Annotated in this window: 24 protein-coding genes; 8 read left to right on the top strand and 16 right to left on the bottom strand. The window is 71.3% G+C overall.

The annotated features are described in order from the left end of the window. Positions 1-2 precede the first annotated feature (2 nt). On the bottom strand, positions 3-1,358 hold the full coding sequence (locus tag LCN96_RS06765) for an LVIVD repeat-containing protein (RefSeq protein ID WP_311132418.1): 1,356 nt from the start codon (positions 1,356-1,358) through the stop codon (positions 3-5). Between the two features lie 119 nt (positions 1,359-1,477). Continuing rightward, positions 1,478-2,875 (bottom strand): LVIVD repeat-containing protein, encoded by a 1,398-nt coding sequence (locus tag LCN96_RS06760; protein ID WP_225271712.1) that lies wholly within the window; start codon positions 2,873-2,875, stop codon positions 1,478-1,480. A gap of 163 nt (positions 2,876-3,038) precedes the next feature. Between LCN96_RS06760 and LCN96_RS06755 the strand changes: the two genes are divergently transcribed. After that, positions 3,039-3,674: a DUF305 domain-containing protein gene (locus LCN96_RS06755; RefSeq protein ID WP_225271711.1), complete on the top strand. Its 636-nt coding sequence runs from the start codon at positions 3,039-3,041 to the stop codon at positions 3,672-3,674. Between the two features lie 118 nt (positions 3,675-3,792). Here the strand turns inward: LCN96_RS06755 and LCN96_RS06750 are convergent, their stop codons facing one another. After that, on the bottom strand, positions 3,793-4,938 hold the full coding sequence (locus tag LCN96_RS06750; protein WP_225271710.1) for an epoxide hydrolase family protein: 1,146 nt from the start codon (positions 4,936-4,938) through the stop codon (positions 3,793-3,795). A 52-nt stretch (positions 4,939-4,990) separates the two neighbouring features. Here LCN96_RS06750 and LCN96_RS06745 point away from each other — a divergent pair, with 52 nt between their 5' ends. Continuing rightward, complete coding sequence (locus tag LCN96_RS06745; RefSeq protein ID WP_225271709.1) at positions 4,991-5,959, top strand: helix-turn-helix transcriptional regulator; 969 nt, start codon at positions 4,991-4,993, stop codon at positions 5,957-5,959. Positions 5,960-5,962: 3 nt separating this feature from the next. Here LCN96_RS06745 and LCN96_RS06740 read toward each other — a convergent pair whose 3' ends face one another. Continuing rightward, positions 5,963-7,198 (bottom strand): adenosylhomocysteinase, encoded by a 1,236-nt coding sequence (locus LCN96_RS06740; protein WP_225271708.1) that lies wholly within the window; start codon positions 7,196-7,198, stop codon positions 5,963-5,965. A 186-nt stretch (positions 7,199-7,384) separates the two neighbouring features. Beyond that, positions 7,385-8,812, bottom strand: coding sequence for an adenosylhomocysteinase (gene ahcY / locus LCN96_RS06735; RefSeq protein ID WP_225271707.1), 1,428 nt, complete (start codon positions 8,810-8,812; stop codon positions 7,385-7,387). Positions 8,813-8,915: 103 nt separating this feature from the next. Between ahcY and LCN96_RS06730 the strand changes: the two genes are divergently transcribed. Further along, positions 8,916-9,260, top strand: coding sequence for a MerR family transcriptional regulator (locus tag LCN96_RS06730; protein WP_225271706.1), 345 nt, complete (start codon positions 8,916-8,918; stop codon positions 9,258-9,260). Positions 9,261-9,355: 95 nt separating this feature from the next. Here the strand turns inward: LCN96_RS06730 and LCN96_RS06725 are convergent, their stop codons facing one another. The 5 genes from LCN96_RS06725 to LCN96_RS06705 all read right to left on the bottom strand — a co-directional run bounded on the left by LCN96_RS06725 (position 9,356) and on the right by LCN96_RS06705 (position 13,367). Continuing rightward, positions 9,356-10,249, bottom strand: coding sequence for a cation diffusion facilitator family transporter (locus LCN96_RS06725; RefSeq protein ID WP_225271705.1), 894 nt, complete (start codon positions 10,247-10,249; stop codon positions 9,356-9,358). Positions 10,250-10,337: 88 nt separating this feature from the next. Next, complete coding sequence (locus tag LCN96_RS06720) at positions 10,338-11,444, bottom strand: SIS domain-containing protein (protein WP_225271704.1); 1,107 nt, start codon at positions 11,442-11,444, stop codon at positions 10,338-10,340. Further along, positions 11,441-11,608, bottom strand: a complete 168-nt coding sequence (locus LCN96_RS06715) for a Trm112 family protein (RefSeq protein WP_080042874.1) — start codon at positions 11,606-11,608, stop codon at positions 11,441-11,443. The genes LCN96_RS06720 and LCN96_RS06715 overlap by 4 nt, the downstream gene beginning before the upstream one ends. Then, positions 11,605-12,954 carry a phosphomannomutase/phosphoglucomutase gene (locus LCN96_RS06710; RefSeq protein ID WP_225271703.1) on the bottom strand — a complete coding sequence of 450 codons (1,350 nt, stop codon included), beginning with the start codon at positions 12,952-12,954 and terminating at the stop codon, positions 11,605-11,607. Before LCN96_RS06710 ends, LCN96_RS06715 begins: the two co-directional genes overlap by 4 nt. 44 nt (positions 12,955-12,998) lie before the next feature. Next, positions 12,999-13,367: a DUF3499 domain-containing protein gene (locus LCN96_RS06705; RefSeq protein ID WP_225271702.1), complete on the bottom strand. Its 369-nt coding sequence runs from the start codon at positions 13,365-13,367 to the stop codon at positions 12,999-13,001. Between the two features lie 323 nt (positions 13,368-13,690). On the opposite strand from LCN96_RS06705, the gene LCN96_RS06700 reads away from it, so the two are divergent. The 3 genes from LCN96_RS06700 (at position 13,691) to LCN96_RS06690 (ending at position 14,809) form a co-directional block, all read left to right on the top strand. After that, on the top strand, positions 13,691-14,050 hold the full coding sequence (locus LCN96_RS06700) for a metallopeptidase family protein (RefSeq protein ID WP_311132227.1): 360 nt from the start codon (positions 13,691-13,693) through the stop codon (positions 14,048-14,050). Positions 14,051-14,141: 91 nt separating this feature from the next. Continuing rightward, positions 14,142-14,528: a VOC family protein gene (locus tag LCN96_RS06695; RefSeq protein ID WP_225271700.1), complete on the top strand. Its 387-nt coding sequence runs from the start codon at positions 14,142-14,144 to the stop codon at positions 14,526-14,528. A 98-nt stretch (positions 14,529-14,626) separates the two neighbouring features. Continuing rightward, positions 14,627-14,809, top strand: a complete 183-nt coding sequence (locus LCN96_RS06690; RefSeq protein ID WP_225271699.1) for a hypothetical protein — start codon at positions 14,627-14,629, stop codon at positions 14,807-14,809. Positions 14,810-14,830: 21 nt separating this feature from the next. On the opposite strand, the gene LCN96_RS06685 is transcribed toward LCN96_RS06690, so the two are convergent. After that, entirely contained in the window at positions 14,831-15,073 is a 243-nt protein-coding gene (locus LCN96_RS06685) for a hypothetical protein (protein WP_225271698.1), read from the bottom strand. 227 nt (positions 15,074-15,300) lie between these two features. Between LCN96_RS06685 and LCN96_RS06680 the strand changes: the two genes are divergently transcribed. Next, positions 15,301-16,131: a class I SAM-dependent methyltransferase gene (locus LCN96_RS06680; RefSeq protein ID WP_225271697.1), complete on the top strand. Its 831-nt coding sequence runs from the start codon at positions 15,301-15,303 to the stop codon at positions 16,129-16,131. A gap of 26 nt (positions 16,132-16,157) precedes the next feature. Further along, a complete protein-coding gene (locus LCN96_RS06675; protein ID WP_225271696.1) occupies positions 16,158-16,775 on the top strand; it encodes a TetR/AcrR family transcriptional regulator in 618 nt (205 codons plus the stop codon). 408 nt (positions 16,776-17,183) lie between these two features. Here the strand turns inward: LCN96_RS06675 and LCN96_RS06670 are convergent, their stop codons facing one another. From LCN96_RS06670 to LCN96_RS56450, 5 genes are all read right to left on the bottom strand, one after another. After that, the gene (locus tag LCN96_RS06670) at positions 17,184-17,651 is read right to left on the bottom strand and encodes a hypothetical protein (RefSeq protein ID WP_225271695.1); all 468 of its coding nucleotides are present in this window, start codon (positions 17,649-17,651) and stop codon (positions 17,184-17,186) included. A 259-nt stretch (positions 17,652-17,910) separates the two neighbouring features. Beyond that, a complete protein-coding gene (locus tag LCN96_RS06665; RefSeq protein WP_225271694.1) occupies positions 17,911-19,218 on the bottom strand; it encodes a DUF5719 family protein in 1,308 nt (435 codons plus the stop codon). Next, positions 19,218-22,373, bottom strand: coding sequence for a glycosyltransferase family 2 protein (locus LCN96_RS06660; RefSeq protein ID WP_225271693.1), 3,156 nt, complete (start codon positions 22,371-22,373; stop codon positions 19,218-19,220). The genes LCN96_RS06665 and LCN96_RS06660 overlap by 1 nt, the downstream gene beginning before the upstream one ends. A gap of 115 nt (positions 22,374-22,488) precedes the next feature. After that, positions 22,489-22,749 carry a WhiB family transcriptional regulator gene (locus LCN96_RS06655; protein ID WP_020546325.1) on the bottom strand — a complete coding sequence of 87 codons (261 nt, stop codon included), beginning with the start codon at positions 22,747-22,749 and terminating at the stop codon, positions 22,489-22,491. A gap of 316 nt (positions 22,750-23,065) precedes the next feature. Further along, positions 23,066-25,204 carry a hypothetical protein gene (locus LCN96_RS56450; RefSeq protein WP_263657446.1) on the bottom strand — a complete coding sequence of 713 codons (2,139 nt, stop codon included), beginning with the start codon at positions 25,202-25,204 and terminating at the stop codon, positions 23,066-23,068. Positions 25,205-25,223 lie beyond the last annotated feature (19 nt).

Raw genomic sequence — 25,223 nt, 5'->3', positions numbered from 1 at the left:
CCTCAGCCGTGCCTGCGGCCGTGGTACGACTCCTGCGTCTGCGTGTTCAGCCGCTCGGTACGCACGTGCCTGGCGCTGTCGGTGAGCGGGTCGTTGATCTTGATGACGTCGAGGCCCTCGTGGAAGTCGGCCCCGTAGATGTAGCCGTTGTAGTAGTAGGCGGACCAGATGCCACCACCGCCGCCCGCCGAGCGGGGACCGCGGTCGAAGTAGCCGATCTCCCTCGGGTTGGCGGCGTCGGTGAAGTCCCAGATCGACACCCCGCCCATGTACCAGGCCTGCACCATGATGTCGCGGCCCTTGACCGGGATCAGCGAGCCGTTGTGCGCCACGCAGTTCTCGCTGTCGTCCTGGTGGCGCGAGATCTTGAAGTAGCTCTTGAAGACGAGCTGCCCCTTGACGATCTCGTAGATCGCGTCCGCCCCGCGGTTCGGCCCGGTGGCCTCGTTGCAGGTCGCGCCGCCGCCACCGCCCAGCTCGTCGGTGAAGACGACCTTCCTGGCGTCGTTGCTGAAGGTCGCGGAGTGCCAGAACGCGAAGTTCGGGTCGGTCATCCTGGCCGTGACCCTGGGGTTCAGCCGGTCGGAGATGTCGAACAGCACGCCGTCACCCATGCACGCGCCCGCGGCGAGGTCCTTCTCGGCGAAGGTGGTGATGTCGTGGCAGCCGGTGGTCGGCAGGAGCAGGCCCGGCTGGGTCTCGTTGCCGCCGTCGGGGAAGACGACCGGGGTCGCGGCGACCGCGGCGGCGGCCGGGTCCCTGAGCGGCACCTTGATGATCGAGATCTTGTCGTGCGGCGGCCGGCAGTCGGGGAAGTTCGTGGCCGGCAGGTACGACGACACGTAGACGTAGACGTTCCTGTGCCGGTCGCGGCCCTTGCCCGGCACCAGGGTCAGGGTGTGGGAGCCGCAGTCGGTCTCGACCGCCTTGATGTAGCGCGGGTTGGCCTTGTCGGAGATGTCGAAGATGCGGACGCCCTCCCACGACTCCTTGACCGAGGCGCTCTGCCCGGTGCTGCTGCACGAGTCGTTGTTGCGCGAGGAGTCCACGGCCGCGAACAGCAGGTCGCCGTAGACGGACACGTCCATCTGGGCGCCGGGGCAGACCACGGAGCTGACCGGCGTGGTCTTCCGGGGGTTCCTGATGTCGTAGATCGAGAAGCCGCCGTAGTTGCCGACGTAGGCGTAGTCGCCCTGGAAGGCGATGTCGGTGTTGATGGTGGCGGCGATCGCGGCGGGCTTGGGGACGTTCAGGACGTGGGTCACGTTGGGGCTGGTGACCACGGTGTCGGGAGGCGGGATGTCGGCGGCCAGCGCGGGCAGGCCGGCCAGCGCTAAGACGGCCGCCGCCGCGGCCATGACGAGGGAACGGCGTTTCAGGGACACTCGGGAGCCTCCTTGCTCACGTTCGTCGGGTGGGAACGTGCACGTCGGATGCGGAAAACGGCGGGGCCCCTGTGGGAGCCCCGCCGCACGATCTACCAGTGGCCGTGCCCGCGCTCGGGGTACGACGCCTGCGTCTGCGCGTTCAGCGAGCGCATCTTGACGCCGTTGGCCTTGTTCGTCCGCCAGTCGTTGATCTTCAGCACGTCCAGGCCCTGATGGAAGTCGGAGCCGTAGATGTAGCCGTTGTAGTAGTAGGCCGACCAGACACCGCCGAACAGCGGCCCGGCGGTCTCGTCGGGGCCGCGCTCGAAGTAGGCGATCTCCTGCGGGTTGGCGGAGTCGGTGAAGTCCACCACCGAGATGCCGCCCTGGTACCAGGCCTGCACCATGATGTCGCGGCCCTTGACCGGGATCAGCGAGCCGTTGTGCGCCACGCAGTTCTCCGTGTCGGCCTGGTGCCGCGCGATCTTGAAGTAGCTCCTGAACTGGAGCTGCCCGCCGACGATGTCGTAGTAGGCGTTGGCGCCCCGGTTCGGCCCGATGGCCTCGTTGCAGGTCGCCCTGGTGCCGCCGCCCAGCTCGTCGGTGAAGATCACCTTGGTGCCCTCGTTGTTGAACGTGGCGGAGTGCCAGAACGCGAAGTTGACCTCGTCGCGCACGGTCGCCGTGACCTTGGGCCGCTCGGGGTCGCGGATGTCGAGCAGGATGCCCTCACCCATGCAGGCGCCCGCGGCGATGCCCTTCTCCGGGTAGGCGGTGATGTCGTGGCAGCCGCTCGTGGCCGACTTGCCGTTGGGGTAGGGCAGCTGGACGCCGGGGTACCCGCCGTCGGGGAACAGGTTCGGTGTGGCGATGACCGAGGCCGCAGCCGGGTTCCGCAGCGGGACCTTGATGATGGAGATCAGGTCGTGCGGCGTCTTGCAGTCCGGGAACGTGTCGCTCGGGCCGTAGGAGGAGATGTAGATGTAGACGTTCTGCCGCCTGCGGTCGGGCACCAGCGTGTGGGTGTGCGAGCCGCAGTTCGTCTCGACGGACTTGATGTACGTCGGCGTGGCCTTGTTCGAGACGTCGAAGATCCGGATGCCCTCCCACGACTCCTTGACCGTGGCGCTCTGCCCGGTGCTGCTGCACGAGTCGTTGTTGCGGGAGGAGTCGACGGAGCCGAACAGCAGGTCACCGTACACGCTGACGTCCATCTGGCCACCGGGGCAGACGACGGAGCTGACCAGCGAGGCCCTCTTCGGGTTCTTGATGTCGTAGATCGAGAACCCGGAGTAGTTGCCGACGTAGGCGTAGTCGCCCTGGAAGGCCAGGTCCGTGTTGATGTCGGTCAGGGCCTCGGGCTTGGGCACGTTCGTGACGTGCTGGATGTTGGGGCTCATGACGATCTCGCCGGGAGCCGGGATGTCCGCAGCCTGGACGGGGGCCGTGACACCCACGCACGCGACGAACGCCGCTACCAGGATGAGGGTTTTGCGGGGGGTTAACACCGAACCTCCTATAAAGGGGGCATAAATCTACGCAATCCTCACCCCTACCGGCCGTTCCGGCCAGCGTCCAACATGTCAAATTTTGTTCCGAATCGCCCTCTAGGAATTAGTACGGTTTTCACCTAGAGTGCGCATGCCGTACCGAGTTCAGTCAGGAGGCTGAGTGCGCGCTGCGCTCGTCGTCGTCGTGGCCTTGGCCGTCGCCCTCGCCGGTTGCAGCTCCGACCCGGCCCCGCAGGCTCCCAGGGCCGGCTCCTCGGCCCCGGTGATCGCACCGGGACGCCCTGGTGAGCAGGCCAAGACCCTCTCCCCGCAGGAGGCCGCCACCGCCGTGCCCTCCCCCACGGCCAACGCCGCGGACGTGAAGTACGTCCAGGACATGATCGTCCATCACCGGCAGGCCGTGGACATGGCGCTGCTCGCCCCGAACCGCGCGCAGTCCGCCAAGCTCAAGAGCCTGGCCGACCGGATCCAGGACGTGCAGGGGCCCGAGATCCAGTACATGTCCACCTGGCTGCGGGAGCAGGAGCAGACGGTGCCCGACCACCACGCCCGTCACGAGGGCATGCCGGGCATGGCGACGCCCGAGCAGCTGGAGGCGTTGCGGGCGGCCGAGGGGGCGGAGTTCGACCGGATGTTCCTGCAGCTCATGATCGATCACCATCTGGGGGCGATCGAGATGTCGAAGCAGGTGCTGACCGGCGGGTCGCACATCAGGATCGAGGAGCTGGCCACCGACGTCAGCGTGGAGCAGGCGGCCGAGATCCGGCGCATGCAGGAGATGCAGGCCGCCGCCTGAGCCCGCCGGCCGGACGCCGCCTGAGCCCTCCGGCCGGACGCCGGCCAGCCCCGGCGAGGCGTCCCGAGCAGGGCTCAGCGCAGTCCCGAGCAGGGCTCAGCGCAGTCCCGGGCAGGGCTCAGCGCAGGGGGCGGAAGAAGGCCCTGATGTCGTCCACGAGCAGATCGGGCGCCTCCATCGCGGCGAAGTGGCCGCCCCGGTCGAACTCCGACCAGTGCACGACGTTGTGCTCCCGCTCCGCGATCCGCCGGACCCCGCCGTCCCCGGGGAAGACGGCGACGCCGTGCGGCAGCGCCGAGTACTCGGCCACCGCGCCCCAGCCCTTCTGCCCCTCCTTGTAGAGGCGGGCGGCCGAGGCCGCGGTCTCGGTGAACCAGTAGATGCTCACGTCGGTGAGCAGCTCGTCCCGGTCCACCGCGTCCTCGGGCAGGTCACGGGCCGGATCCGTCCACTCCTTGAACTTCTCCGCGATCCACGCGAGCTGCCCCGCGGGCGAGTCGTGCAGCCCGAACGCGAGGGTCTGCGGCCGGGTGGCCTGGATGATCGCGTAGCCGGCGCCGTCCTGGTCCTGGTACTGGTCGAGGCGGGCCAGCTCGGCGGGGGTGAGCGCGGCCAGCTCGGCCGGGTCGCCGGTGGGGAAGCCGAGGGCGCCGTTGACGTGCACGCCGACCACGTGCTGCGGGGCGGCGCGGCCGAGCATCGGCGAGATCACCGAGCCGCTGTCGCCGCCCTGGGCGCCGTAGCGGGGGTAGCCGAGCCGCTCCATCAGCCGCGCCCACGCCCGCGCGACCCGCTCCAGGTCCCAGCCGGTCTCGGTGGTGGGCCCCGAGAAGCCGAAGCCGGGGATCGACGGGGCGACGACGTGGAAGGCGTCGGATCGGTCGCCGCCGTGTGCCGCCGGATCGGTGAGCGGGCCGATGACGTTCAGGAACTCCGCGACGGAGCCCGGCCAGCCGTGCGTGATGATCAGCGGCAGCGCGTCCGGCTCGGGCGAGCGGGCATGCACGAAGTGCACGCGCTGGCCGTCGATGGACGTCGTGAACTGCGGAAAGGCGTTCAGCCTGGCCTCGGCGGCCCGCCAGTCGAAGCCGGTGCGCCAGTATTCGGCCAGTTGCTTGGCATAGCTCGTGGGGACCCCGTAGGACCAGCCCACCCCGGGCAGCTCGTCCGGCCAGCGGGTCGCCGCCAGCCGGGCGTGCAGCTCGTCGAGCTGCGCCTGCGGGATCTCGATGCGGAAGGGACGAATGGCTGCGTCTTCGGTCATGTCAGTCAGGCTAGGGACGGCCTAGGACAGGTTCGGTCCTAGCATGGAGGTCATGTTGGAGACCTCGGCGCGCCTGCTGCGGCTGCTGTCGCTGTTGCAGACCCCCCGCGACTGGCCGGGCGCCGAGCTGGCCGAACGGCTCGGCGTCTCGCCCCGCACGGTCCGCCGCGACATCGACCGGCTGCGCGAGCTGGGCTACACCGTGCACGCCACCGCGGGCGCGCCCGGCTACCGCCTCGGCGCGGGTGCCGGGCTGCCGCCGCTGCTGCTCGACGACGACGAGGCCGTCGCGGTCGCCATCGGGCTCGGCACCGCCGCCGTCTCCGGCGTGACGGGCATCGAGGAGACCTCGCTGCGCGCCCTCACCAAGCTCGAACGGGTGCTGCCGTCCCGGCTCCGGCACCGCGTCGGCAACCTGCGCTCGGTCACGGTCCCGCTGGCCGGGTCCACGGCGGCGGCCGTGGAGCCCGGCGTGCTCACCGCGATCGCCGCAGCCGTGCGCGGCCGGGAGAGCCTGCGCTTCGGCTACCGGGCCCACGACGGCACCGAGGACACCCGCACCGCCGAGCCGTACCGGCTGGTCAACGCGGGCCGCCGCTGGTATCTGGTGGCCTGGGACACCGGCCGGGCCGGCTGGCGCACGTTCCGCGTCGACCGGCTGCGCCTGCACACGCCCAACGGGCCCCGCTTCACGCCCCGCCGGCCACCCGACGACGACCTCGTCCGCTACGTCTCCGAACGGATCTCCGTCACCCCCTACCGCTACCGCGGCCGGTTCACGGTGCGGGCGCCCGCCGACGTGGTGGCCGCCCGGATGCCGCCGACGATGGCGCTGGTCGAGCCCGCCGGCGACGGCGCCTGCGTGCTCAGCACCGGGTCGAACTCCCTGGACGAGCTGGCCATGTGGGTCGCGCAGCTCGGCGTGCCGTTCGAGGTGCACGAGCCGCCCGAGCTGGTCGGGCACCTGCGCGACCTCGGCGCCCGCCTCACCGACGCGGTCAGGGACCATCCGCCGGCCTGACGGTCAGGAGCCCACGCGCCAGGAGTGCAGGTAGTCCTCCTGCTCGGCCGTCAGCAGGTCGATGCCGATGCCTGCGGCGGCCAGCTTGAGCCTGGCCACCTCGTGGTCGATCTCCTCGGGCACGTCGTAGACGCCGGGCGCCAGGTTCGCCCGCTCGCCGGCGAGCCACGCCACGGCGAGCGCCTGTGCGGAGAACGACATGTCCATGACGGCCGCCGGATGCCCCTCGGCCGCCGTGAGGTTCACCAGCCGCCCCTCGGCCAGCAGCAGGAGCCGCCGCCCGTCGGGCATGACGTACTCGTCGGTGTTGGGCCGTACGCCCCTGTGCACCTCGTGGGCCAGCTCGTCCAGGGCCCGCACGTCGATCTCCACGTCGAAGTGCCCCGCGTTGGCCAGGATCGCCCCGTCACGCATCACGGACAGGTGCTCGGCCCTGATCACGTCGCGGTTGCCCGTCACGGTGACGAACAGGTCGCCGAGCAGCGCGGCCTGCGCCATCGGCCGCACCTCGTAGCCCTGCAGGGTCGCGTCCAGCGCCTTCACGGCGTCGATCTCGGTGACGATGACGCGGGCGCCGAACCCCTTGGCCCGCTCGGCCACGCCCCGCCCGCAGAACCCGAACCCGGCCACCACCACGGTGCGCCCCGCGAGCATGGTGTTGGTGGCCCGCATGATGCCGTCCAGCGTGGACTGGCCGGTGCCGTACCGGTTGTCGAACATGCGCTTGGTGCGAGTGTCGTTCACGGCCACGACGGGGAACCGCAACGCCTCCTCGGCCGCCATCTGCCGCAGCCGGATGATCCCGGTCGTGGTCTCCTCGCACCCGCCGGTGACCCCGTCGAGCAGGTCCGTACGCTCGGTGTGCAGGATGTTCACCAGGTCACAGCCGTCGTCGAGCACCAGCTCGGGGGCCAGGTCGAGCGCCTGGTGGATGTGCCGGTAGTAGGTCGCCCGATCGACCCCGGCGCGGGCGTGCACGGCGATCCCGTAGCCTCTGAGCGCCTCGGCGACGTCGTCCTGCGTGGACAGCGGGTTGGAGGCGGCCAGCGCGATCTGCGCTCCGCCCGCCTTCAGCGCCCCCAGCAGCACGGCGGTCTCGGCGGTGACGTGCAGGCAGGCCGCGATCCTCAGCCCGTCGAGCGGTCGCTCCGCGGCGAACCGCTCCCCGATCGCCGTGAGCACCGGCATCGAGCGGGCGGCCCAGGAGATCTGCCGCTCACCGCTTTCACTGAGGTCCATGGCCAACCTTAAACCGAAGGAGCCGGCCAAGGTCACGCTCGTCACGGCGCCCGGCCCGTGAGCCTTCACGACCGGCCATGACGGACGGAGGTGGCGTCGGCGCGTGCGGGTGACCCGGCCCGCCGTAGAAGATCGGAAACGGAGAGCTCCGAGAGGCGATCAGCCTCCCGGAGCTGCTTCCAGAAATCAGTACCGGTAGTGGTCGGACTTGTAGGGGCCCTCCACGTGCACGCCGATGTAGGCGGCCTGCTCCTTGGTCAGCTCCGTGAGCTTCACGCCCAGGGCGTCGAGGTGCAGGCGGGCGACCTTCTCGTCCAGGTGCTTGGGCAGCGTGTAGACCCCGATCGGGTACTCGGAGGTCTTGGTGAACAGCTCGATCTGCGCGATCACCTGGTTGGTGAACGAGTTGGACATGACGAAGCTGGGGTGCCCGGTCGCGCAGCCCAGGTTCATCAGCCGGCCCTCGGCGAGGACGATGATCGAGTGTCCGTCGGCGAAGACCCACTCGTCGACCTGCGGCTTGATGTTGTTCTTGACGATGCCGGGCAGCTTGGCCAGGCCCGCCATGTCGATCTCGTTGTCGAAGTGGCCGATGTTGGACACGATCGCCTGGTGCTTCATCTTCGCCATGTGCTCGGCGGTGATGATGTTGAAGTTGCCCGTGCAGGTGACGAAGATGTCGGCGATGCCGACGACCTCGTCCAGCGTCGTGACCTGGAAGCCGTCCATGGCCGCCTGGAGCGCGCAGATCGGGTCGATCTCGGTGACGATGACGCGGGCGCCCTGGCCGCGCAGCGCGTCGGCGCAGCCCTTGCCGACGTCGCCGTAGCCGCAGACCACGGCCACCTTGCCGCCGATCAGCACGTCGGTGGCGCGGTTGAGGCCGTCGATGACGGAGTGGCGGCAGCCGTACTTGTTGTCGAACTTCGACTTGGTGACCGAGTCGTTGACGTTGATCGCCGGGAAGAGGAGCTGGCCGTTCTTGTGCATCTCGTAGAGACGGTGCACGCCGGTGGTGGTCTCCTCGGTGACGCCCTTGATGCTCTCGGCGATCTTCGTCCACCGCTTGTCTGCGCCGACCGTGCGGGTGAGCAGGTCGATGATGACGTGCCACTCCTCCGGGTCGTCGGCGGTGGCCGCGGGGACGGCGCCGGCCTTCTCGTACTCGGCGCCCTTGTGCACCAGGAGGGTGGCGTCGCCGCCGTCGTCCAGGATCATGTTGGGGGCGTCGCCGTCAGGCCAGGTGAGCGCCTGCTCGGTGCACCACCAGTACTCCTCCAGGGTCTCGCCCTTCCAGGCGAACACCGGCACGCCCTGCGGGTCGTCCACCGTGCCGTTGGGGCCGACGACCACCGCGGCGGCGGCGTGGTCCTGCGTGGAGAAGATGTTGCAGCTCACCCAGCGCACCTCGGCGCCGAGGGCGACGAGCGTCTCGATGAGGACGGCCGTCTGGATCGTCATGTGCAGGGAGCCCATGATCTTCGCGCCGCGAAGGGGCTGGGAGGCCGCGTATTCCTTGCGAACCGCCATGAGGCCGGGCATCTCGTGCTCGGCGAGCCGGATCTCCTTACGGCCGAAGTCGGCAAGTGAAAGGTCTGCGACCTTGAAGTCCATCGGGTTTCCCCTCGCGTCACTGATGGTTGTCGCCGATGAGTCTAGGCGGCGCTCGTAGGGGGGCGCATCTCGTGGAGCGCGAACCTGACGTAAGAATGTAAGAATGCGCATCACGGAAGCGGCCAAGCGGCTCGGCATGTCCCCACGGATGCTTCGTTACCGGGAGGCTCTCGGCCTGCTGCCACCGGTGCGCGAGCAGGGGGCGCACCGGCGGTTCGGGCCCGAGGAGCTGGCCGCCGTGGCTCAGGGGGTGGAGCTGGAGAAACGGTTCGACGTGTCGCCGGCGGAGCTGGCGTTCGCGTTGCGGGTGCTCAGCGAGCCCGCGGTGGCCTCCGCCGTGCGGGACCTGGGGATTCGCATCGGGCGCATCCAGGTGCCGCGCCGCGCCCTGGACTTCGAGAAGGAGAAGGCCCTGCGCCTCCTGCGCCCGTCCAACGGCGCCCGCTGAGATGGGCTGCCGCTGACGGCGCCCGCGGAGGGGGCGGCCCTTGACGGCGCCCGCGGAGGGGGCGGCGGTTGAGCCGCCGCCCACCTCAGGGTTCGTCAGCTGGAGGCCGAGGTGCTCCTGAGGCGGTCGAGGTCCGGCTCCAGGTAGATCACCCGGGCGATCGGCTCGGCCTCCCTGATCCGCCGCTCGGCCTCGTCGATGCCGTGCGCCACCTCGGCCGCCGTGTCGTTGTGCTCCACCGCGATCTTCGCGGCCACCAGCAGTTCCTCCGGCCCCAGGTGCAGCGTGCGCATGTGGATGACGCGCGACACCTCAGGGGCACTTTCGAGCGCGGCCCGGATCCGCGCCTCCGCCTCGGGCGCGGCACCCTCGCCGACGAGCAGCGACTTGGTCTCGATGGCCAGCACGACCGCGATCACCGCCAGCAGCACACCGATCATCAGGGTGCCGATGCCGTCCCAGACGCCGTCGCCGGTGATGACCGCCATGGTCACGCCGAACAGCGCGAAGATCAGGCCGAGCAGCGCGCCCAGGTCCTCCAGCAGGATGACGGGCAGCTCGGGCGACTTCGAGCGCCGGATGAACGCCCACCACGACTGGTTGCCCCGGACCGCGTTCGACTCCTTGATCGCCGTACGGAACGAGAACGTCTCGGCGATGATCGCGAAGATCAGCACCCCGAACGCCCAGATGGGCTGCTCGACCGGATGCCCTTCCTGGATCTTGTGCACGCCCTCGTAGATCGAGAACACGGCGCCGATCGTGAACAGCACCACGGCCACCACGAAGGCGTAGAAATAACGCTCGCGGCCGTATCCGAACGGGTGCTCCTTGGTGCTGGCGCGGGCCGCCCGCTTGCCGCCCACCAGCAGCAGCACCTGGTTGCCCGAGTCGGCGACCGAGTGAATGCCTTCCGCCAGCATCGAGGAGGACCCGGTGAAAGCCGCGGCCACGAATTTCGCCACGGCAATTGCCAAGTTCGCGGTCAATGCCGCAATGATCGCTTTGGTTCCGCCGCTCGCGCTCACCGGTCTTCTCCAGTCATGAAGATCACTTACAAAGGCCTGATAGGGGATCCTATGGGGAAATTCTTGCCTTTACCTCAGTGATCGCTGACACAGGGGTCGGATCGATGTCATAACCCAACGCCAGATACGTGCTCGCGAAGTCGCCGATCCCGATGAGACTCGCCAGCCGCTCCAGCGGATGCACACCCTCGGCCGCCAGCTCGGTGACTGGCACGTCGCGCTCGCGCGCCAGCCGCAGCGACGCCTCGCGCCGCCGCGTCACCTGCGGGTGCTCCTCGGCGTCGCGCAGGATCACGAGCCGCAGCGTGCGGCTCGCCGTGTCGGCGAAGATGTCGCGCTCGGCCATCGGCCCGTCGAGGGCCGCCACCTGATGGTGGCCGGCCTCGGGCAGCTCGCCGTGGATCGCGGGATACTTCGCGTTCGCACCGAGCTGGCACCCCAGCCGGTACGCCGCCACGGCCGCCACCTGCGACGACCCCCAGATCACCGGCACACTCTCGGCCAGGTCCATCGCGAGCGATTTGCCCGGATTGATGAACGACTCGCTCGACGGCCGGCACCGGTGCGCCAGGTCCTCCAGCAGCCTGGCCACCCGCTCGACCAGGTCGGCGTCCACCGACACCAGCCGCAGCGCCGCCGCCGCCACGATCGGCGGCATGGCCAGCAACCACAGGTTGGCCCTGGACTGGCCGGTGACCGGCACCGGCACGTAGACGGCCGAAGCCTGTGTGGCGATGGCCTCCAGCGGCGAGCCGGGGGCGCCGACGCCGAGCAGCGTGCAGCCGCGCCGCACCGCCTGCGTGGCGACGGCCAGCGTCTCCTCGGTCTCGCCCGAGCCTGAGACGGCGACGACCAGGTCCGTGGCGCCCACCCAGCCGGGGAGCTGGTAGGAGCGCAGGGTCACGATCGGCAGCGGCGCGCCGTTGCCGACGACCGCCGCCAGGATGTCACCGGCGACACCGGAGGCGCCCATGCCCGCGACCACGATGGCGCGCGGGCGCCCGCCGTCGGCCAGGCGGTCGACGCGGGCCTCGACGGCGCTGCGGTAACCGGTGCGTACGTGCGCCGCGGAGGCCGCGACGGCCGGGAGCATGCCGCCAGGATCGCCCTCACCGAGGTGACGCTGGTCGTCAAGCCGCTCCGGCTCCCAGGTCACGGCTTCCTGGCCTCATCGACGAGCAGGACGGGAATGTCATCCCGGACCGGGTAGATCAGGCCGCAGCCGGTGCAGACGAGCTCCTCCGCCTCGTTCTCGGCCCGCAGCGGGGCCTTGCACGCCGGGCAGGCGAGGATCTCCAGCAGCCAGTCGTCGATCTTCACTCTGACACCTTTCCCACAATGGCGAGGACTTCGTCCCTGATCGCCGTCATCTTGCTCTCGTCGGCCGCCTCGGCGTTCAGCCTGAGCAGCGGCTCGGTGTTGGACGGCCGCAGATTGAACCACCAGTCGGGCCCGCTCACGGTCAGCCCGTCGAGCTCGTCGAACTCCCCGCGCCCGGCGAACGCCTCCCGCACCCGCCGCAGCGCCTCCGCCTGGTCGGACACCTCGCTGTTGACCTCGCCGGAGGCGTGGTAGCGCGCGTAGGCCCCGACGACCTGCGACAGCGGCCGCTCCTGCTCACCCAGCGCGGCCAGCACGTGCATGGCGGCCAGCATCCCGGAGTCGGCGAACCAGAAGTCCCTGAAGTAGTAGTGGGCCGAGTGCTCGCCGCCGAACACCGCGCCCGACCTGGCCATCTCGGCCTTGATGAAGGAGTGCCCCACCCGCGTGCGCACCGGCACGCCGCCGTGCTCGCGCACGATCTCCGGCACGCCGAGGGACGTGATCAGGTTGTGGATGATCGTCGCACCGGGATACTTGGCCAGCTCGCGCACCGCGACCAGGGCCGTGATCGCCGACGGGGACACCGACTCGCCCCGCTCGTCGATCACCCAGCACCGGTCGGCGTCGCCGTCGAAGGCGAGCCCGAGGTCGGCGCCGCTGTCGAGGACCGCCCGCTGCAGGTCCACCAGGTTGCCGGGCTCCAGCGGGTTGGCCTCGTGGTTGGGGAAGGAGCCGTCGAGCTCGAAGTACAGGGGCGTCAGCTCGATCGGCAGGCCCTCGAACACGGCGGGCACGGTGTGGCCGCCCATGCCGTTGCCCGCGTCGACGACCACCTTCAGCGGCCTGATGCCGCTCAGGTCCACCAGCCCGCGCAGATGGTCGGCATAGCCCTGGAGCAGGTCCTTCTCGATCAGCGATCCGCTGGGCGTGGCCGTCACCCCGACCAGCTCCGCCGCCCTGTCGCGGATTTCCGTGAGCCCCGTGTCGCCGCCGATCGGCACCGCGCCCGACCGGCACATCTTCATGCCGTTGTAGCGGGCCGGATTGTGGCTGGCGGTGAACATCACCCCGGGCAGCCCCAGGCTGCCGCTGGCGTAGTAGAGCAGGTCGGTCGAGCCCAGCCCGGCGTGCACCACGTCGGCACGGCGCGAGCGGGCGCCCCTGATGAACGCCTCGGCCAGCAGCGGGGACGACTCGCGCATGTCGTGCGCGACCACCACCGACTCAGCCCCTGTCACCTCGACGAACGCCGCCCCCACGGCCTCGGCGGTAGGCTCGTCCAGCTCGTCGGGCACCACCCCGCGAACGTCGTACGCTTTGAAGATCTTGGCGAGGTCGCCCACTCTCCAGCTCCGCCCCTAGGTCGTTTCCGCCGTACAGGACGAGCCTACCGGTCGCGGTGCTGCTGGGCCGATCTCAGAACACGCAGGTGCCCGCGACGGCTCACCTCGACGCCCTGGCCGACCGGCTCACCTCCACCGGGCGACGTGGGCCGGGCGGCCTCCCTGACCGCATTGGCCAGCGCTTCGAGATCGTCGGAGCTGGGCGAGGCGCCGTCCGTCGGCAGCCGCACCACCTCCCAGCCGCGGGGGGCGGTCAGCCGCTCGGCGTGTTCGGCGCACAGGTCATAGCAGTGTGGCTCCGCGTACGTCGCCAGAGGGCCGAGAACAGCGGTCGAGTCGGCGTATACGTACGTGAGCGTGAAGACGGCAGGCTGGCTGCAGGCTGTGCGGGAACAGCGTCGGACGGGGCTCACGGAGGGACCGTATCTGGTAAGAGTGCGAGGCGCCACTACCTGAGCGCTCTTAACGAGCGTGTCGCCACAATTCGGACACCTGTCGCAGCGTTTCCACCCACATGCCCTGAACCCTCCTCACGTTGCCCCGGCGTCGTCCTTCCGGGCCTCCCCATCACGTGACCAGCCCAATCCTCCGCCCCGGCTCGATCTTCCCGCGGTGCTCCCGAGGTTCGCGGAAGTGGCCCCGTACACTTGCACCCGTGACTCACAAGCGCGGTCCCCGACGGCGCGATCGCCACGGTCGCGGCCTCCGCGGCCCGCTCGCCCCCTCCCACGTCCCCATGGCCAAGTCCCGCAGCGAGCGCTTCGACGACCTGGTGCTCGACGCGGTCGATCGCCTCAGGCCCCGCTGGGAGCGGCAGTTGTCGGCGGTGGAGTTCGCGGTGGAGGACGTCCCGCCGCTGAGCGAGCTGGGAGACGGCCCCCGGCTCAACTCCGACCCGATCCCCTTCGGCCGCGCCGACGCGGCCACCGGCCAGACGCCCGCCTCCGTCGTGGTGTACCGCCGGCCACTGGAGGCCAGGGCCAGAGACAGGGACACGCTGGGAGCGATGGTCCACGACACGGTGGTGGAGCAGGTGGCCACGCTCCTGGGCCTGGCCCCCGAGACCGTCGACCCGGGCTACGACGACCGCCGCTGACCGATCCCCTTTCCACGGGGCTCCTGCCCACCGATGAGTTTCCCGGCCCCCGCGGGTCCAACCGCCGAGACTCGACGACAGGAGGCCCGAAATGGGCGAGCAAGCCAACACCGCGATCACCGGCATCAGGACGGTCGGCGTCCCGGTCACCGACCAGGACCGCGCCGTCGCCTTCTATGTGGACGTGCTGGGCCTGGACAAGCGCCTGGACGCCCCGGTCGAGCAGCTCGGCGGGCGGTGGATCGAGGTGGCGCCGGCGGGGGCCGCGACCACGATCGCCCTCGTCCCGGCCGGCTCGGACGCGGAGGCCGGGGTGCGGACGGGCATCCGCCTGACCGTCGCGGACGCGGCGAGGCTGCACAAGGAGCTGGCGGAGCGCGGGGTGCAGGTGGACGAGCTGCTGCAGTGGCCGGGGGTGCCGCCGATGTTCAGCCTGCGGGACCCGGACGGCAACGGGCTGGAGGTCGTCGAGGAGTAGGGGAGCGTGACCGGGTGGCGGGCTGCTGACAAACGTCATCTCTGACAGGTGAGACCGGTGTCTACTGCCAGGAACCCGCCACCCGCGATCATCGACGCATGAAGAAGAACTGCACCGGCAACGCGAACTGGCCCGGCGGTCTCGGCGCCGGCCTCTGCATCGGCATCGCGGTCGGCGTCGCCCTGTCCGACCTCGCGGTGGGCATCGCGCTGTCGATCAGCCTCGGGCTCGCGCTCTCGAACGTCCTGGGCAAGAAGCCCGACCCCGAGGCGAGCGACTGAGACCTCCGGCGATCACCCGGCTCAGAGCGTGGCACAGCCCACCAGCGGAACCTCCGGCGGTATCACCACGGCAGCGGCGGGATCGGCGGCCGTGCCGGTGGCGCAGTTGGCCATCAACACCGGATCGATTCTCTGGGCCGAGTCCAGCACCGCGAGCTTCGACGGATCGACCACGGCGTGGGCGGCCGGGACAGGCAGGATCGGCAGCCCGGCCACAGCGGCGAGCACTCCGGCGGCGACGAGCCTGCGGGGGGACGTCTGCATGGGAAACCTCCTTGATCGGTATACGGACTATCACCCTCCGACACCACCCCGCCATGACACAAGGTGACTGATGGTTACGTTGGGTTAGCCCCTCCGCCGTGGGTCTCTGACGGCCCCGGCGACTCCTGTCACGGCCCGCCCCTGCTAACCCGGTTGACGAGCCGCCCCTCCGCGCCACATGATGAACGTACGTTCATGAACGTTTGTTCATCACGACTGGAGTGCCGATGGGATCGATCGTCAACACCGAGCAGGCAGCCGCATGGAACGGGTACGAGGGCGAGCACTGGGCCGCGCACTTCGACCGCTACGACGCCGTGAACAGCGGCTTCAACGCGACGCTGCTGGACGCCGCCGCGATCGGCGCCGGTGACCGGGTCCTCGACCTCGGCTGCGGCAACGGCCAGGTCACCAGGCTCGCCGCCCGCCAGGCCCGCCACGCCGTGGGAGTGGACCTGTCGGAGCCCATGCTGGCGCGGGCCCGCTCCGTCGCCGCCGCCGAGAGCGTCGCGAACGTCACCTTCGAGCAGGGCGACGTCCAGGTCCACCCCTTCCCGGAGGGGTCGTTCGACGTGGCGATCAGCAGGTTCGCCGTGATGTTCTTCGGCGACCCGGTCGCCGCGTTCGGCAACGTGGCGCGGGCGCTGCGGCCCGGTGGCCGCCTCGCGTTCGTCACGATGGACGACCTGGACGGCACGGACCTGGGCACGATCATGGCGACGCTCGCCGCCCACCTGCCCGGCAGCTCGTGGCCGGCGCCCGTACCGGACCGCTCGGGCCCGCTCTCCCTCGCCGACCCGGGCCGCGTCCGCGAGGTGCTCACCCGGGCGGGCTTCGCGAACGTCACGGTGACGCGCGTGGAGGCGCTGGCGAACTGGGGCGAGAACGCCGCCGCGGCGGCCGATTTCTTCAGCGGCTGGGGCCCGGTGCGCCACCACCTCGCCGGCGCCGACCCCGCGCCGGTGCGCGAGGCCCTGGAGGCGGCGTTCCGCAGCTTCGAGGACGGCGGCGCGGTCCGCCTGCGCGGCACCGCCTGGCTGGTCCGCGCCGACCGCTGAGACCTCGCTCTCGGTACGGTGTCCTGGTGTCACCGAGAAAAGCCCCGGCCCTGCGCGGAAGCGACCTCAGCCTGCGCGATCACCTGGTAGCCACGGCCGAACGCCTGATCGCCGAGCACGGCACCACCGGCCTGACCGTCCGCACGATCGCCCGGGAGGCGGGCGTCGCCGACGGGGTGCTCTACAACCACTTCGCGGACAAGGAGGAGCTCCTGGCGCTCGCGTTGCGCGCCCACGTCCGCACGGTCGGACGCGGGCTCGGCGAGTTGCCCGGGCCCGGCGCGCCCGGCTCCGTCCGGGAGCACCTGCGGGCCTACGTCGTGTACGGCATCGCCTTCCACAAGGCGGTGCTGCCCGCGTTCGCCGGCCTGGTCGGCCAGCCGAAGGTCCTCAGCGCGTTCGCCGCGATCAGCGTGCCGGGCGAGGACTGGCGCGACCGGCTCCACGGGTATCTGCGGGCGGAGGTCGAGCTGGGGCGGCTCGCGCCCGGCGCCAAGGTCGACGCTGCCGCGGCGATGATCGCGGGGGTCTGCCACGAGGCGGTCCTGGCGCGGCTCCTGTACGACGTCGCCGCGCCACCCGAACCGACGGCCGAGTTCGTCGACGACCTGGTCGGCACCGTCCTGGACGGCATCGGCCCTTGATCCGCCCGTCCATGGGGAGATCGGGCTCTCCCGGGACGGGGCGGGGGCGGGTCTGCGATGCTGAGGGCATGTTCCGTCATGGGCTTCGGCGTCGGCACAGCGGGGAGCAGCGGTTCTACTACCGGCCGAGCCGCCGGAGGTGGTGGTGGTGGGAGCGGCCTGTCGAGGAGGATGAGGGGTTCGCGGAGCCGGAGGGTGAGGAGCAGCTCTGGCGGGTGGCCTGGTGGCAGGACGGGTGGGGAGTGTGGCCGGGGGACGCGGATCCGACCACGACTCCGCCCACTTATGCCACGGTGAACATCACGCGGGCCAACTCAGACGCGGCCAGTTGCTGGGCGCTCGGCGTCGTGCCGCCGCATCCCAGGATCCACATCTCGTGCTCCCATGGCGGAGATCCGGCCGCTCCCTTCAGGTGATCGGCTCCGGGTGCTCGCAGTCCACAGTCGTGCTGGGTGTCTCCTCTGTCACCTTGAAAGGCTCACCGTTCATGAAGGTTCCGGTGATCGAGGCCTTGGCGCGGTAGCTGCCCTCGCGGCAGGGATCCGACAGCAGCGTGTATGAGCTGGCGAGGCCCGGGAGCTGTTCGTAGTAGTCGTGCTTGATCTCGTACCAGTCGGCAAAGAGGCCGTCCTTGTGCTCGATGGCGATCCTGGCCATGAACGTCGTGATGAGCTCCTTGTCGCACTTGACGCGGAGGCTGGCACGGACCTTCGGCTTGGCCGGCGCGAACTGGACGGCCACGAGCGGGCCCCAGGCGTTCTGGCAGCCGTGCTCGCCCGCCGGATGGGTGGTGCTGTTGCCGGCGGGCGCGCATGCGACGGGGGCGGCGGCCAGGGTGACAGCCATCGCCGAGGCGGCAGCTAACGTGATCCACATGGGGACCTTTCCTGCGGAAGTGTTTCGACCCGCCACAGGCTAATGTGTTCGAATGCTCAACGTAGTGATGTATGCACATTAAGTGATATGACCAGCTCACTGAACGCGAGATGTGGTAGGCGGGATCGCGTCCGGGGAGCGCGAGGGGCCGGCAGGCCTCTCGCCGGGGGTGTGGGGGCCTGTCCCACAGGGCGCTGCCCGACCTCCGTAGCACGAAGCGCGCCTCAGTGGGAGTACCGAGCAGTCCCCCCCGAGGACCTCAGGGCAGAACCACCCCGTACGTGCCCGTCAACGGCGGCAACATCGTGAACATCCGGGCCGGCGCCAGCGGTTGCGTCGTGAGCAGGACGCCGGTCCGCTGGCGTTCCTCCACCAGCCTGCCACCGTAGACCTCCCCCGCCACCGGCGTGACCACCACCGCGAAGTCCCCCCGGGCCTTCAGCTTCACCGCCCGCGTCCGCCCCGCGGGTACGTCCACGTCGAACGCGGCTTCGGGGGTCCCCTTCCCCGGCACCACCTGGACGCGGACCTTGCCGGGCTGGGTGCCGAGGGTGGTGAGCAGGAGCTGGGAGCCGGTGGCGTTGCGGGCGACGGCGCTGCCCAGGGCGAGGGACGGGGTGCCGGCGGTGAAGGCGACGTCCGGGCGTGCGCCGGTGCCGGTGGCGATGAGGCCGGCGACGATCGGAGTGCGGGAGGTGAGGACGAGGGCGGCCGGGGAGCCGGCCACGCCCGTGGTGACGTCCAGGGCGGTGATGCTGCCCGCCGGTACGTCGAGGGTCTCCCTGCCCTTCATCGCGTACTCGGCGTCCTGGCTGACCGCCTTGATCTCCACCGTCGCGTCCGTCTCGCCCGGGGTGGCCACGAGGAGCCTGCGCAGGCCGCCGCCTCCCGGGATGCCGGGGACGACGACGCGGGTGGCCGGGAGGGCGGCAGGGGGGAGCCAGTCCACGCCGCCCGTCTCCAGCGTGGCCCTGGCCGCGACGGCGACGCGGCCGTAGGTGGTGGTGACGCTCACGGCCATCACGTCGGCGGACGGCGCCAGGGTCCTGAGGTCGATCTCCCTGTGCTCGCCGGGCGCGAGGTCCAGGCCGAGGCCGGCGTCGCCGGAGACCCTGCCCTCCGCCGCGTACACCTGCACGTCCACCAGCGCGGGCGCCTTGTCGGCGTTCGTCAGGTGCAGGCGGACGTCGGCGTTCGCCGGGCCCGGGCCCACCAGCCACGTCTCCGGGGCGGGCTCGGTGCAGCGGACCCCCGCCAGGCCGCGCCCGGCGCCGGCGGTGGCGCGGGTGAGGTAGCCGGCCTCCAGGCCGCCTGGGCCCTTGGTCACGTACGGCTTCCCGTTCTCCATGGTCTCGCCGTTCAGCTCGCCCGGCAGGTACACGTTGACCTGCTCCCCCTTCGTCCCCGGGCACACCGCGGTGACCGACTCCACGGCCACCTTGCGGGGGCCCTCCGGGGTGGGCGGGGTGACGGCGGGCCTGGTGACGTACGCGATGCCGTACATGGCCGCCAGGGACACCACGACCAGCGCCAGCAGGCCGAACCTGTTCTCCAGGAAGCGCCTCATCACGCACCCGCCAGCGCGACGGCGGGTGCCTCGGCGGGCTCGGGCTGGCGGCGGCCGGGCGAGGCCAGGAGGGCCACGACCAGCAGCAGCGCGCCCTGCGTCCACAGCCACACCGCGTGCAGGACGCTCACCGGCTGGGCGGGCACCCGGGTGACCGGCTCGGCCAGGCGCCACAGGCCGCCGCCGGTGTCCGACAGGCTCATGCGTTCGAGGGACGGCTGCGAGTCGAGGGTCCTGGCCAGCTCCGGCGTGACCGGGGGCGCCACGGCCACCATCGCGATGCCCTGCGCCGCCAGCGTGGCCGCGTCGCCGCCCCGGCCGCCGACCAGCCCCTGCACGGCCGCGCCCACGCGGTCGCGGACCTGGTCGGCGACGGGCAGCTCGGCCTCGCCGATCAGCGGGGTCCGGCCGTGCAGCACGGTGAACCCCGATCCCCTGATCACCAGGGTGCGCTCCCCCTGGGTCGTACGGGCGGCGGCGAGCGCCGGCATGACGTCCCGCGCGTCGCCCACGAGCGGCCCGCGCACCCCGTTGACCACCCAGTAGCCGGCCGCCAGCAGCGGCGTGCTGAACGCCACCGCCACCATGACCGTCGCGCCCAGCCGCCGCATCCCGCCGCCGGCGCGCAGCTCGGCGAGCCGGTGGGCGGTCAGGCCCACCAGGACCACCAGCCCCGTCCCCGCGAACGCCAGCGGCACCCCTGGCCACACCTTGGCTCCGTCGATCGTGATGCGGCTGACCAGGACGGCGGCCAACATCCCGTACAGCGCCACGGCCCAGCCGATCGCGACGATCAGGCGCTGGCGGCGCATCAGCAGCGCGGCCAGCGCCGCCGCCACCAGGCCGGCCGTCACCCAGAACGGCGGCAGTCCGGGGCCGCCCGGGCTGAGCGCCAGCAGGGCTTCCGGTGGGAGGGACGGGTTCACCAGGGCCGGGTCGTGCAGGCCCGCTTCCAGGAGGATTCTGCCGGGGTCCGTCACGAGGCTTGCCGTCCAGGGGAGCAGGAGGATCGGTGGTACGGCGAGCGCGATCGCCATGGACACCAGCGCCTCACGGCTCACCCGGCCGCCCGCTCCCCTGCCGCCCCTGGCTCCCTTGCTCGGGGCACCGCCACGGGCTCGGCCACGCCGTCCACCGGCCCGCTCCCGACGGCCACCGGCGTCACCGCTGCCAGGGCCGCCCCCGATGCCGGTGCCGGTAGCGGAGCCGCCCGACGCCGGGCCGGCACCACCGAAGGCGCCTGCCGGACCGGCGCCCGCGAATGCGCCTGCCGGGCCAGCGCCCGTGAAAGCGCCCGATCCCGGGGCGGCGCCCGCAGCGGTGCCGGTGCCCCTGCCGGTGCCGGTGCCGGTGGCGGTGGCGGTGGCCGAGGCGTCGGTGCCAGCCGGGCCCAGCCCCCGCCCGCCGGCGACCAACCGTCCGAGCCCAACCGCCCCCAGCACCCCCACCACCGCGAACAGCGGATACACCAGCGGCACGAACGCCATCCCCACACCCAGCCACAACCCCAACGCCCACGCCGCCCGCCGCCCCCGCCGCCGATCAGGGGCGAGCAGAATGATCCCGAGCAGCCACGCGTACACGGGCAGCAGCACGAACACCACAGCCGTCCCCAGCCGCCCACCGGAGACGGCCCCCGTGGCGACCGGCAGCAGCGCGTACGTCCCCGCCGCCCAGGCCCGGGCGGGCACGGACGGGATGAGATGCCGGGTCGCCAGGTAGGCGGTCGCCCCGGCCAGCGGCACGGACCCGAGCAGCAGCACCGACACGGCCAGCCACGTCTTGCCGAAGGCGAGCGTGGAGAGCGCGGCCAGGACGGCCACGTACGGCGGGGCGGGCGCGGTCGAGCCGAGCCCCACGTCGTGGAAGCCCTCCAGGTAGAACGCCCACAGATCGGCCGCGCCGCCCGTCACGGGGACGAGTGCGCCCCCGCCGAGCCGTTCGCCGCCCAGCAGCGACCGCTCGGCCACGAGTGAGACGACGGTCAGTGCGAACATGAGGATGACCCCCGGCCGGCCGATGAAGCGCTGGAAGGCGCCGGTGTCGGAGGGCGGGACGGCGTCCTGGTCCTCGCTGTGGGCGACGTGGTGGTGCTGGCCGGCCGCGTCGACCGGGGCCTCGCCGGCGAGGAAGCTCTGCACCATGTCGGTGAGGCGCCGGTAGGCGGCCCCGCGAGGGGTCATAAGCCGCTTTATGCGGATAAATCCCCTTTTGCGGCCGTGGCGGCGGGCCCGTCTCGCCCGCAGCAGCCTGAACGGGTGCACCAGGACCGAGCCCATGGCCACGACCTCGTCCAGCGCGTTCGCCGGCTGTTTGCTGACGATGAACAGCAGCGTGCGGAAGAACGAGCCGAGCACGTTCCTGAACAGCCCTCGCACCATCGCGGCGAACGGCAGGTTCGCCAGCACCACGAAGATCGCGTTGCGCCGGTCGAGGCGGCGCGGATGGTCGCCGCTGACCGTGATGCGCCGCCGCCTGCGCGTCGCCGCCTCGGCGTGCCAGGCCACGGCGGAGGTCACGTTCAGGACCTTGTGACCGGCGTTGCGCACCCGCCAGCACAGGTCCAGGTCGTCGCGGAACAGCGGCAGGAACGGATCGAGCCCGCCCACCTGCTCCCACACGTCCCGCCGGATCAGCATCCCGGCCGTGGACACCGACAGCACGTCCCGTGTCCCGTCGTGCTGCCCCTGGTCGAACTCGCGCGGCTCCAGCCCCGTGTCCCTGCGCCCCGTGCGGCCGACGGTGACGCCGATCTCCAGCAGCCGCCTGCGGTCGATCCAGTCGAGCAGCTTGGGGCCGAGCACGGCGGCCTTGGGGTCCTGCTCGGCCGCGCTCAGCAGCATCTCCAGCGCGCGCCTGTCGGGGGCGCAGTCGTCGTGGAGCAGCCAGAGCCACTCGTCGCGCCCACCAGCGGGCAGCCGGTCGAGCACCTTGGCGACCGCCTCGCCGAAACCGGTGGACCGGGGCAGGGAGACCAGGTTGCCGGGGCCGAGCGTCTGTCCCAGCAGGTCGGCCGAGCCGTCCCTGCTGCCGTTGTCGACGCCCGCCACGCGGTCCGGCCTGCGGCTCTGGTTGATCAGCGCACGCAGGGTCTCCCCGAGCCAGCGCGCGCCGTCATGGGCGACGACGATCGCGGTGACGTAGGGACGGGACATGTGCAGGTGACTCCTGGGGGGAAGATCAGGCGGCCCCACCCTACAGGTGCGAGCCATTCAGGAGATGCGAAAAGGGCCACACGGCTTCCCGCGTGACCCCTTCCCCCCTCTATCCCTACACCGCCTGGCGCTTGATCCGTCTCCGCTCCCGCTCGGACAACCCACCCCAGATGCCGAACCGCTCATCGTGCTCGAGTGCGTATTCCAGGCACTCTGCACGGACCTCGCACGATCGGCAGACCTTCTTGGCCTCTCGGGTGGAGCCGCCCTTCTCCGGGAAGAACGCCTCCGGATCCGTCTGAGCGCACAACGCACGCTCCTGCCAGCCGAGTTCTTCAGCGTCAAGCTGATCCTGTGCGATGACCGGATCGGTCACTGCACACCTCCCTGCCGCCCGCCCGCAATGGAGCCCCCCATGGACGCCTTCCTTATTACCCACCCACCGGAAGGCGTAACAACATGGTTGTAATTACACGCGTGTGCCGCACGTGGCGTCAAGCGGCATGCAGCTATCCGGGGAAAGACCAGATCTCGCCCCGGTGTGCTCGGCATGTGATGTTCGAGCCGGGCCGGCGCCCTCGGGCAGGGCGTCGACCTGACTCGGTCAAGCTCTCAGCGGTCGGAACCGTACCAGGGCGGGATAGACACCCGCCCGTGGCCCACCTTCTCTCTAGCCGTCCATTGCCGGTCCGTTACCTGCGTGGCTCGTTGGGGGTGTATATGGCGGTCGGGTCGATCGGGTCGTCCCCGGGGCGGCGCTGGTCGCCGCCGTAGCTGCCGCCGAACGACGCGGGGTCGATCCGCATCGTCGACTCGCCGCCCTGCGCGTCCGCCCAGCCGCCCTGCTGCTGTTGCTGCTGGTGGGGGGCCTGGTGGGTGGGCTGGTACTGGCCCTGCTGCGGCTCGTACCCGCCCGGCTGGGGCTGGGCGTGCTGGGGCGTGTGCTGAGGGGCGGGCGCCTGCGGGTGGCCGAACGGGTCGTCGTACGGCCGGGCCTGCTGCGCGCCGTAGTCGGGGACGCGCAGCTCGGGCTGGGTGCCGACGTTCGACTGGTACGTCTCCGCCTGCTGGTAGGCGTCCATGAGCTGCTGCGAGCGCGGGTCCACCGGCGGGTCGGGCTCCTGGTACGCCGACGGGGCGGCGAACTCGTGGCCCGAGTAGCCCGTGAACGGCTGGCCGCCCTGTTGCTGCTGGTCGAACGCGCTCTGCCCGAGGTACGACTGCTGCTGGCCGAACTGCTGGGGCTGCTCGGTCTGCGGGTAGGGCACGTTCGGCGTGGTGTCGCCCGACGGGTAGCCCTGCTCGGCGGGGGGCGCGTAGGGGTTGGGCTGCTGGTCCGCCGGGGCGTACGGGCTGGGCTGCTGGTCGGCGGCGGCGTAAGGGGCGGGCTGCTGGTCCGCGGGGGTGGGGAAGGGGTCGTTCGCGGGGGGCGCGTACGGGTTCGGGCTGGGCTGGCCGTACAGGTTCGGCTGGCTGTCAGCCGGGACGTACGGGGCCGGGGTGTACTCGCCGGCGGGCGGGGTGGCGTACTCCTGCACCGGCGGGGTCGAGGGGGCCGTGTCGGCCGGGACGTACTGGCCGAAGCCCTCGGGGGCGTAGGGCTCGGGCTGCTGCTGGTCGGCGGGGGCTGCGGGCAGCGCGCCCCTGATGTGCGGCGCCGGCTGCGGAGTGTAGGCCGCGGCCTGGGGCTCGGGCTGCTCGGGCCGGCCGCCGAAGCCGGGCTGGCCGTAGCCGGGGGTGGAGGGCGGCTGCTGGCCGTAACCGGGCTGGGGCTGGCCCGGCATCGGCTGCTGACCCGACAGGGGCTGGGGGCCGTAACCCGGCTGGAAGTGCTGGCCGGACGGCGGCTGCTGACCGTAACCAGGCTCAGGCTGCTGCTGGGCGGAGGGAGGCTGCTGGCCGTAGCCGGGCTCAGCAGGCTGCTGACCGTAGCCGGGCTCGGCAGGCTGCTGACCGTAGCCGGGCTGGGGCTGCTGACCGGACATGGGCTGCTGACCATAACCAGGCTCAGGCTGCTGACCGGACGGAGGCTGCTGACCGTAGCCGGGCTGGGGCTGCTGACCGGACATGGGCTGCTGACCATAACCAGGCTCAGGCTGCTGACCGGACGGAGGCTGCTGGCCGTAGCCGGGCTGCGACTGCTGACCGGGCTGCGGCTGCTGACCAGACGGGGGCTGCTGGCCGAAGGCGGCGGCGGGCTGCTGCTCCTGGGGGCCGCCGAAGCCCTGCTGCGGCTCCTGAGGACCGCCGAAGCCGGGCTGCCCCTGCGGGCCCTGCTGGCCGAACCCGGGCTGGGGCTGGGGGAAGCCGGGGCCCGCCTGCGGCTGTCCCTGCGCGTTGTACTGCTGCTGGTCGAAGAACCCGGGCTGCGGGCCGAACTGCCCGTGGTACACCTGCGCCGCCGGCCGCTCGGGCAGCACCTGCGGAAGCAGGTAGACCAGCGCCAGGGCGGTCAAGGCGAGGGTGGGCACCCCGAGCAGCACGAACTCGATCGTCGCCCGCGCACCGACACCGGCGAACAACCCGGACAGCAGTGCCAGCATGCCGAACACCGACGCCAGCAGCAGCCCGGCCGCGGAGCCGTACGTGATCGGCTTCGCCTTGGGCGAAGGCTCGCCCACCTTGGTCACCAGCAACACGGCACCGAGCAGCAACGCGGTCACGACCGGGCTCGTCACGCTGGAGAAGTTCGCGACCGCACGCTCCGTGAAGGACGAGCCGGCCGAGCCGATCAGGATGTGCCCGATCGCCAGCACCACGTTCAGCAACCCGGCGACGAGCATGACCCAGGCGGCCGGCTCCTTGAGCCGGGCAACGTCAAATTTGCTCACAAGTACCCCCATCGGACCC

Origin of the sequence: Nonomuraea gerenzanensis (assembly GCF_020215645.1) — a bacterium.
GTDB lineage: Bacteria > Actinomycetota > Actinomycetes > Streptosporangiales > Streptosporangiaceae > Nonomuraea > Nonomuraea gerenzanensis.
Note: the sequence above shows the minus strand (reverse complement) of the source record. Positions and strands in the feature narration are given on the sequence as shown.

Coding starts and splice junctions, on each gene's coding strand:
- LCN96_RS06740 (WP_225271708.1), bottom strand. CDS start 7,198: ATGGACCTCAGTGAAAGCGGTGAGCGGCAGATCTCCTGGGCCGCCCGC.
- LCN96_RS06730 (WP_225271706.1), top strand. CDS start 8,916: ATGCGCATCACGGAAGCGGCCAAGCGGCTCGGCATGTCCCCACGGATG.
- LCN96_RS06690 (WP_225271699.1), top strand. CDS start 14,627: ATGAAGAAGAACTGCACCGGCAACGCGAACTGGCCCGGCGGTCTCGGC.
- LCN96_RS06680 (WP_225271697.1), top strand. CDS start 15,301: ATGGGATCGATCGTCAACACCGAGCAGGCAGCCGCATGGAACGGGTAC.
- LCN96_RS06685 (WP_225271698.1), bottom strand. CDS start 15,073: ATGCAGACGTCCCCCCGCAGGCTCGTCGCCGCCGGAGTGCTCGCCGCT.
- LCN96_RS06670 (WP_225271695.1), bottom strand. CDS start 17,651: ATGTGGATCACGTTAGCTGCCGCCTCGGCGATGGCTGTCACCCTGGCC.
- LCN96_RS06700 (WP_311132227.1), top strand. CDS start 13,691: ATGGCCAAGTCCCGCAGCGAGCGCTTCGACGACCTGGTGCTCGACGCG.
- LCN96_RS06750 (WP_225271710.1), bottom strand. CDS start 4,938: ATGACCGAAGACGCAGCCATTCGTCCCTTCCGCATCGAGATCCCGCAG.
- LCN96_RS06660 (WP_225271693.1), bottom strand. CDS start 22,373: ATGTCCCGTCCCTACGTCACCGCGATCGTCGTCGCCCATGACGGCGCG.
- LCN96_RS06665 (WP_225271694.1), bottom strand. CDS start 19,218: ATGAGGCGCTTCCTGGAGAACAGGTTCGGCCTGCTGGCGCTGGTCGTG.
- ahcY (WP_225271707.1), bottom strand. CDS start 8,812: ATGGACTTCAAGGTCGCAGACCTTTCACTTGCCGACTTCGGCCGTAAG.
- LCN96_RS06745 (WP_225271709.1), top strand. CDS start 4,991: ATGTTGGAGACCTCGGCGCGCCTGCTGCGGCTGCTGTCGCTGTTGCAG.
- LCN96_RS06765 (WP_311132418.1), bottom strand. CDS start 1,358: ATGGCCGCGGCGGCGGCCGTCTTAGCGCTGGCCGGCCTGCCCGCGCTG.
- LCN96_RS06695 (WP_225271700.1), top strand. CDS start 14,142: ATGGGCGAGCAAGCCAACACCGCGATCACCGGCATCAGGACGGTCGGC.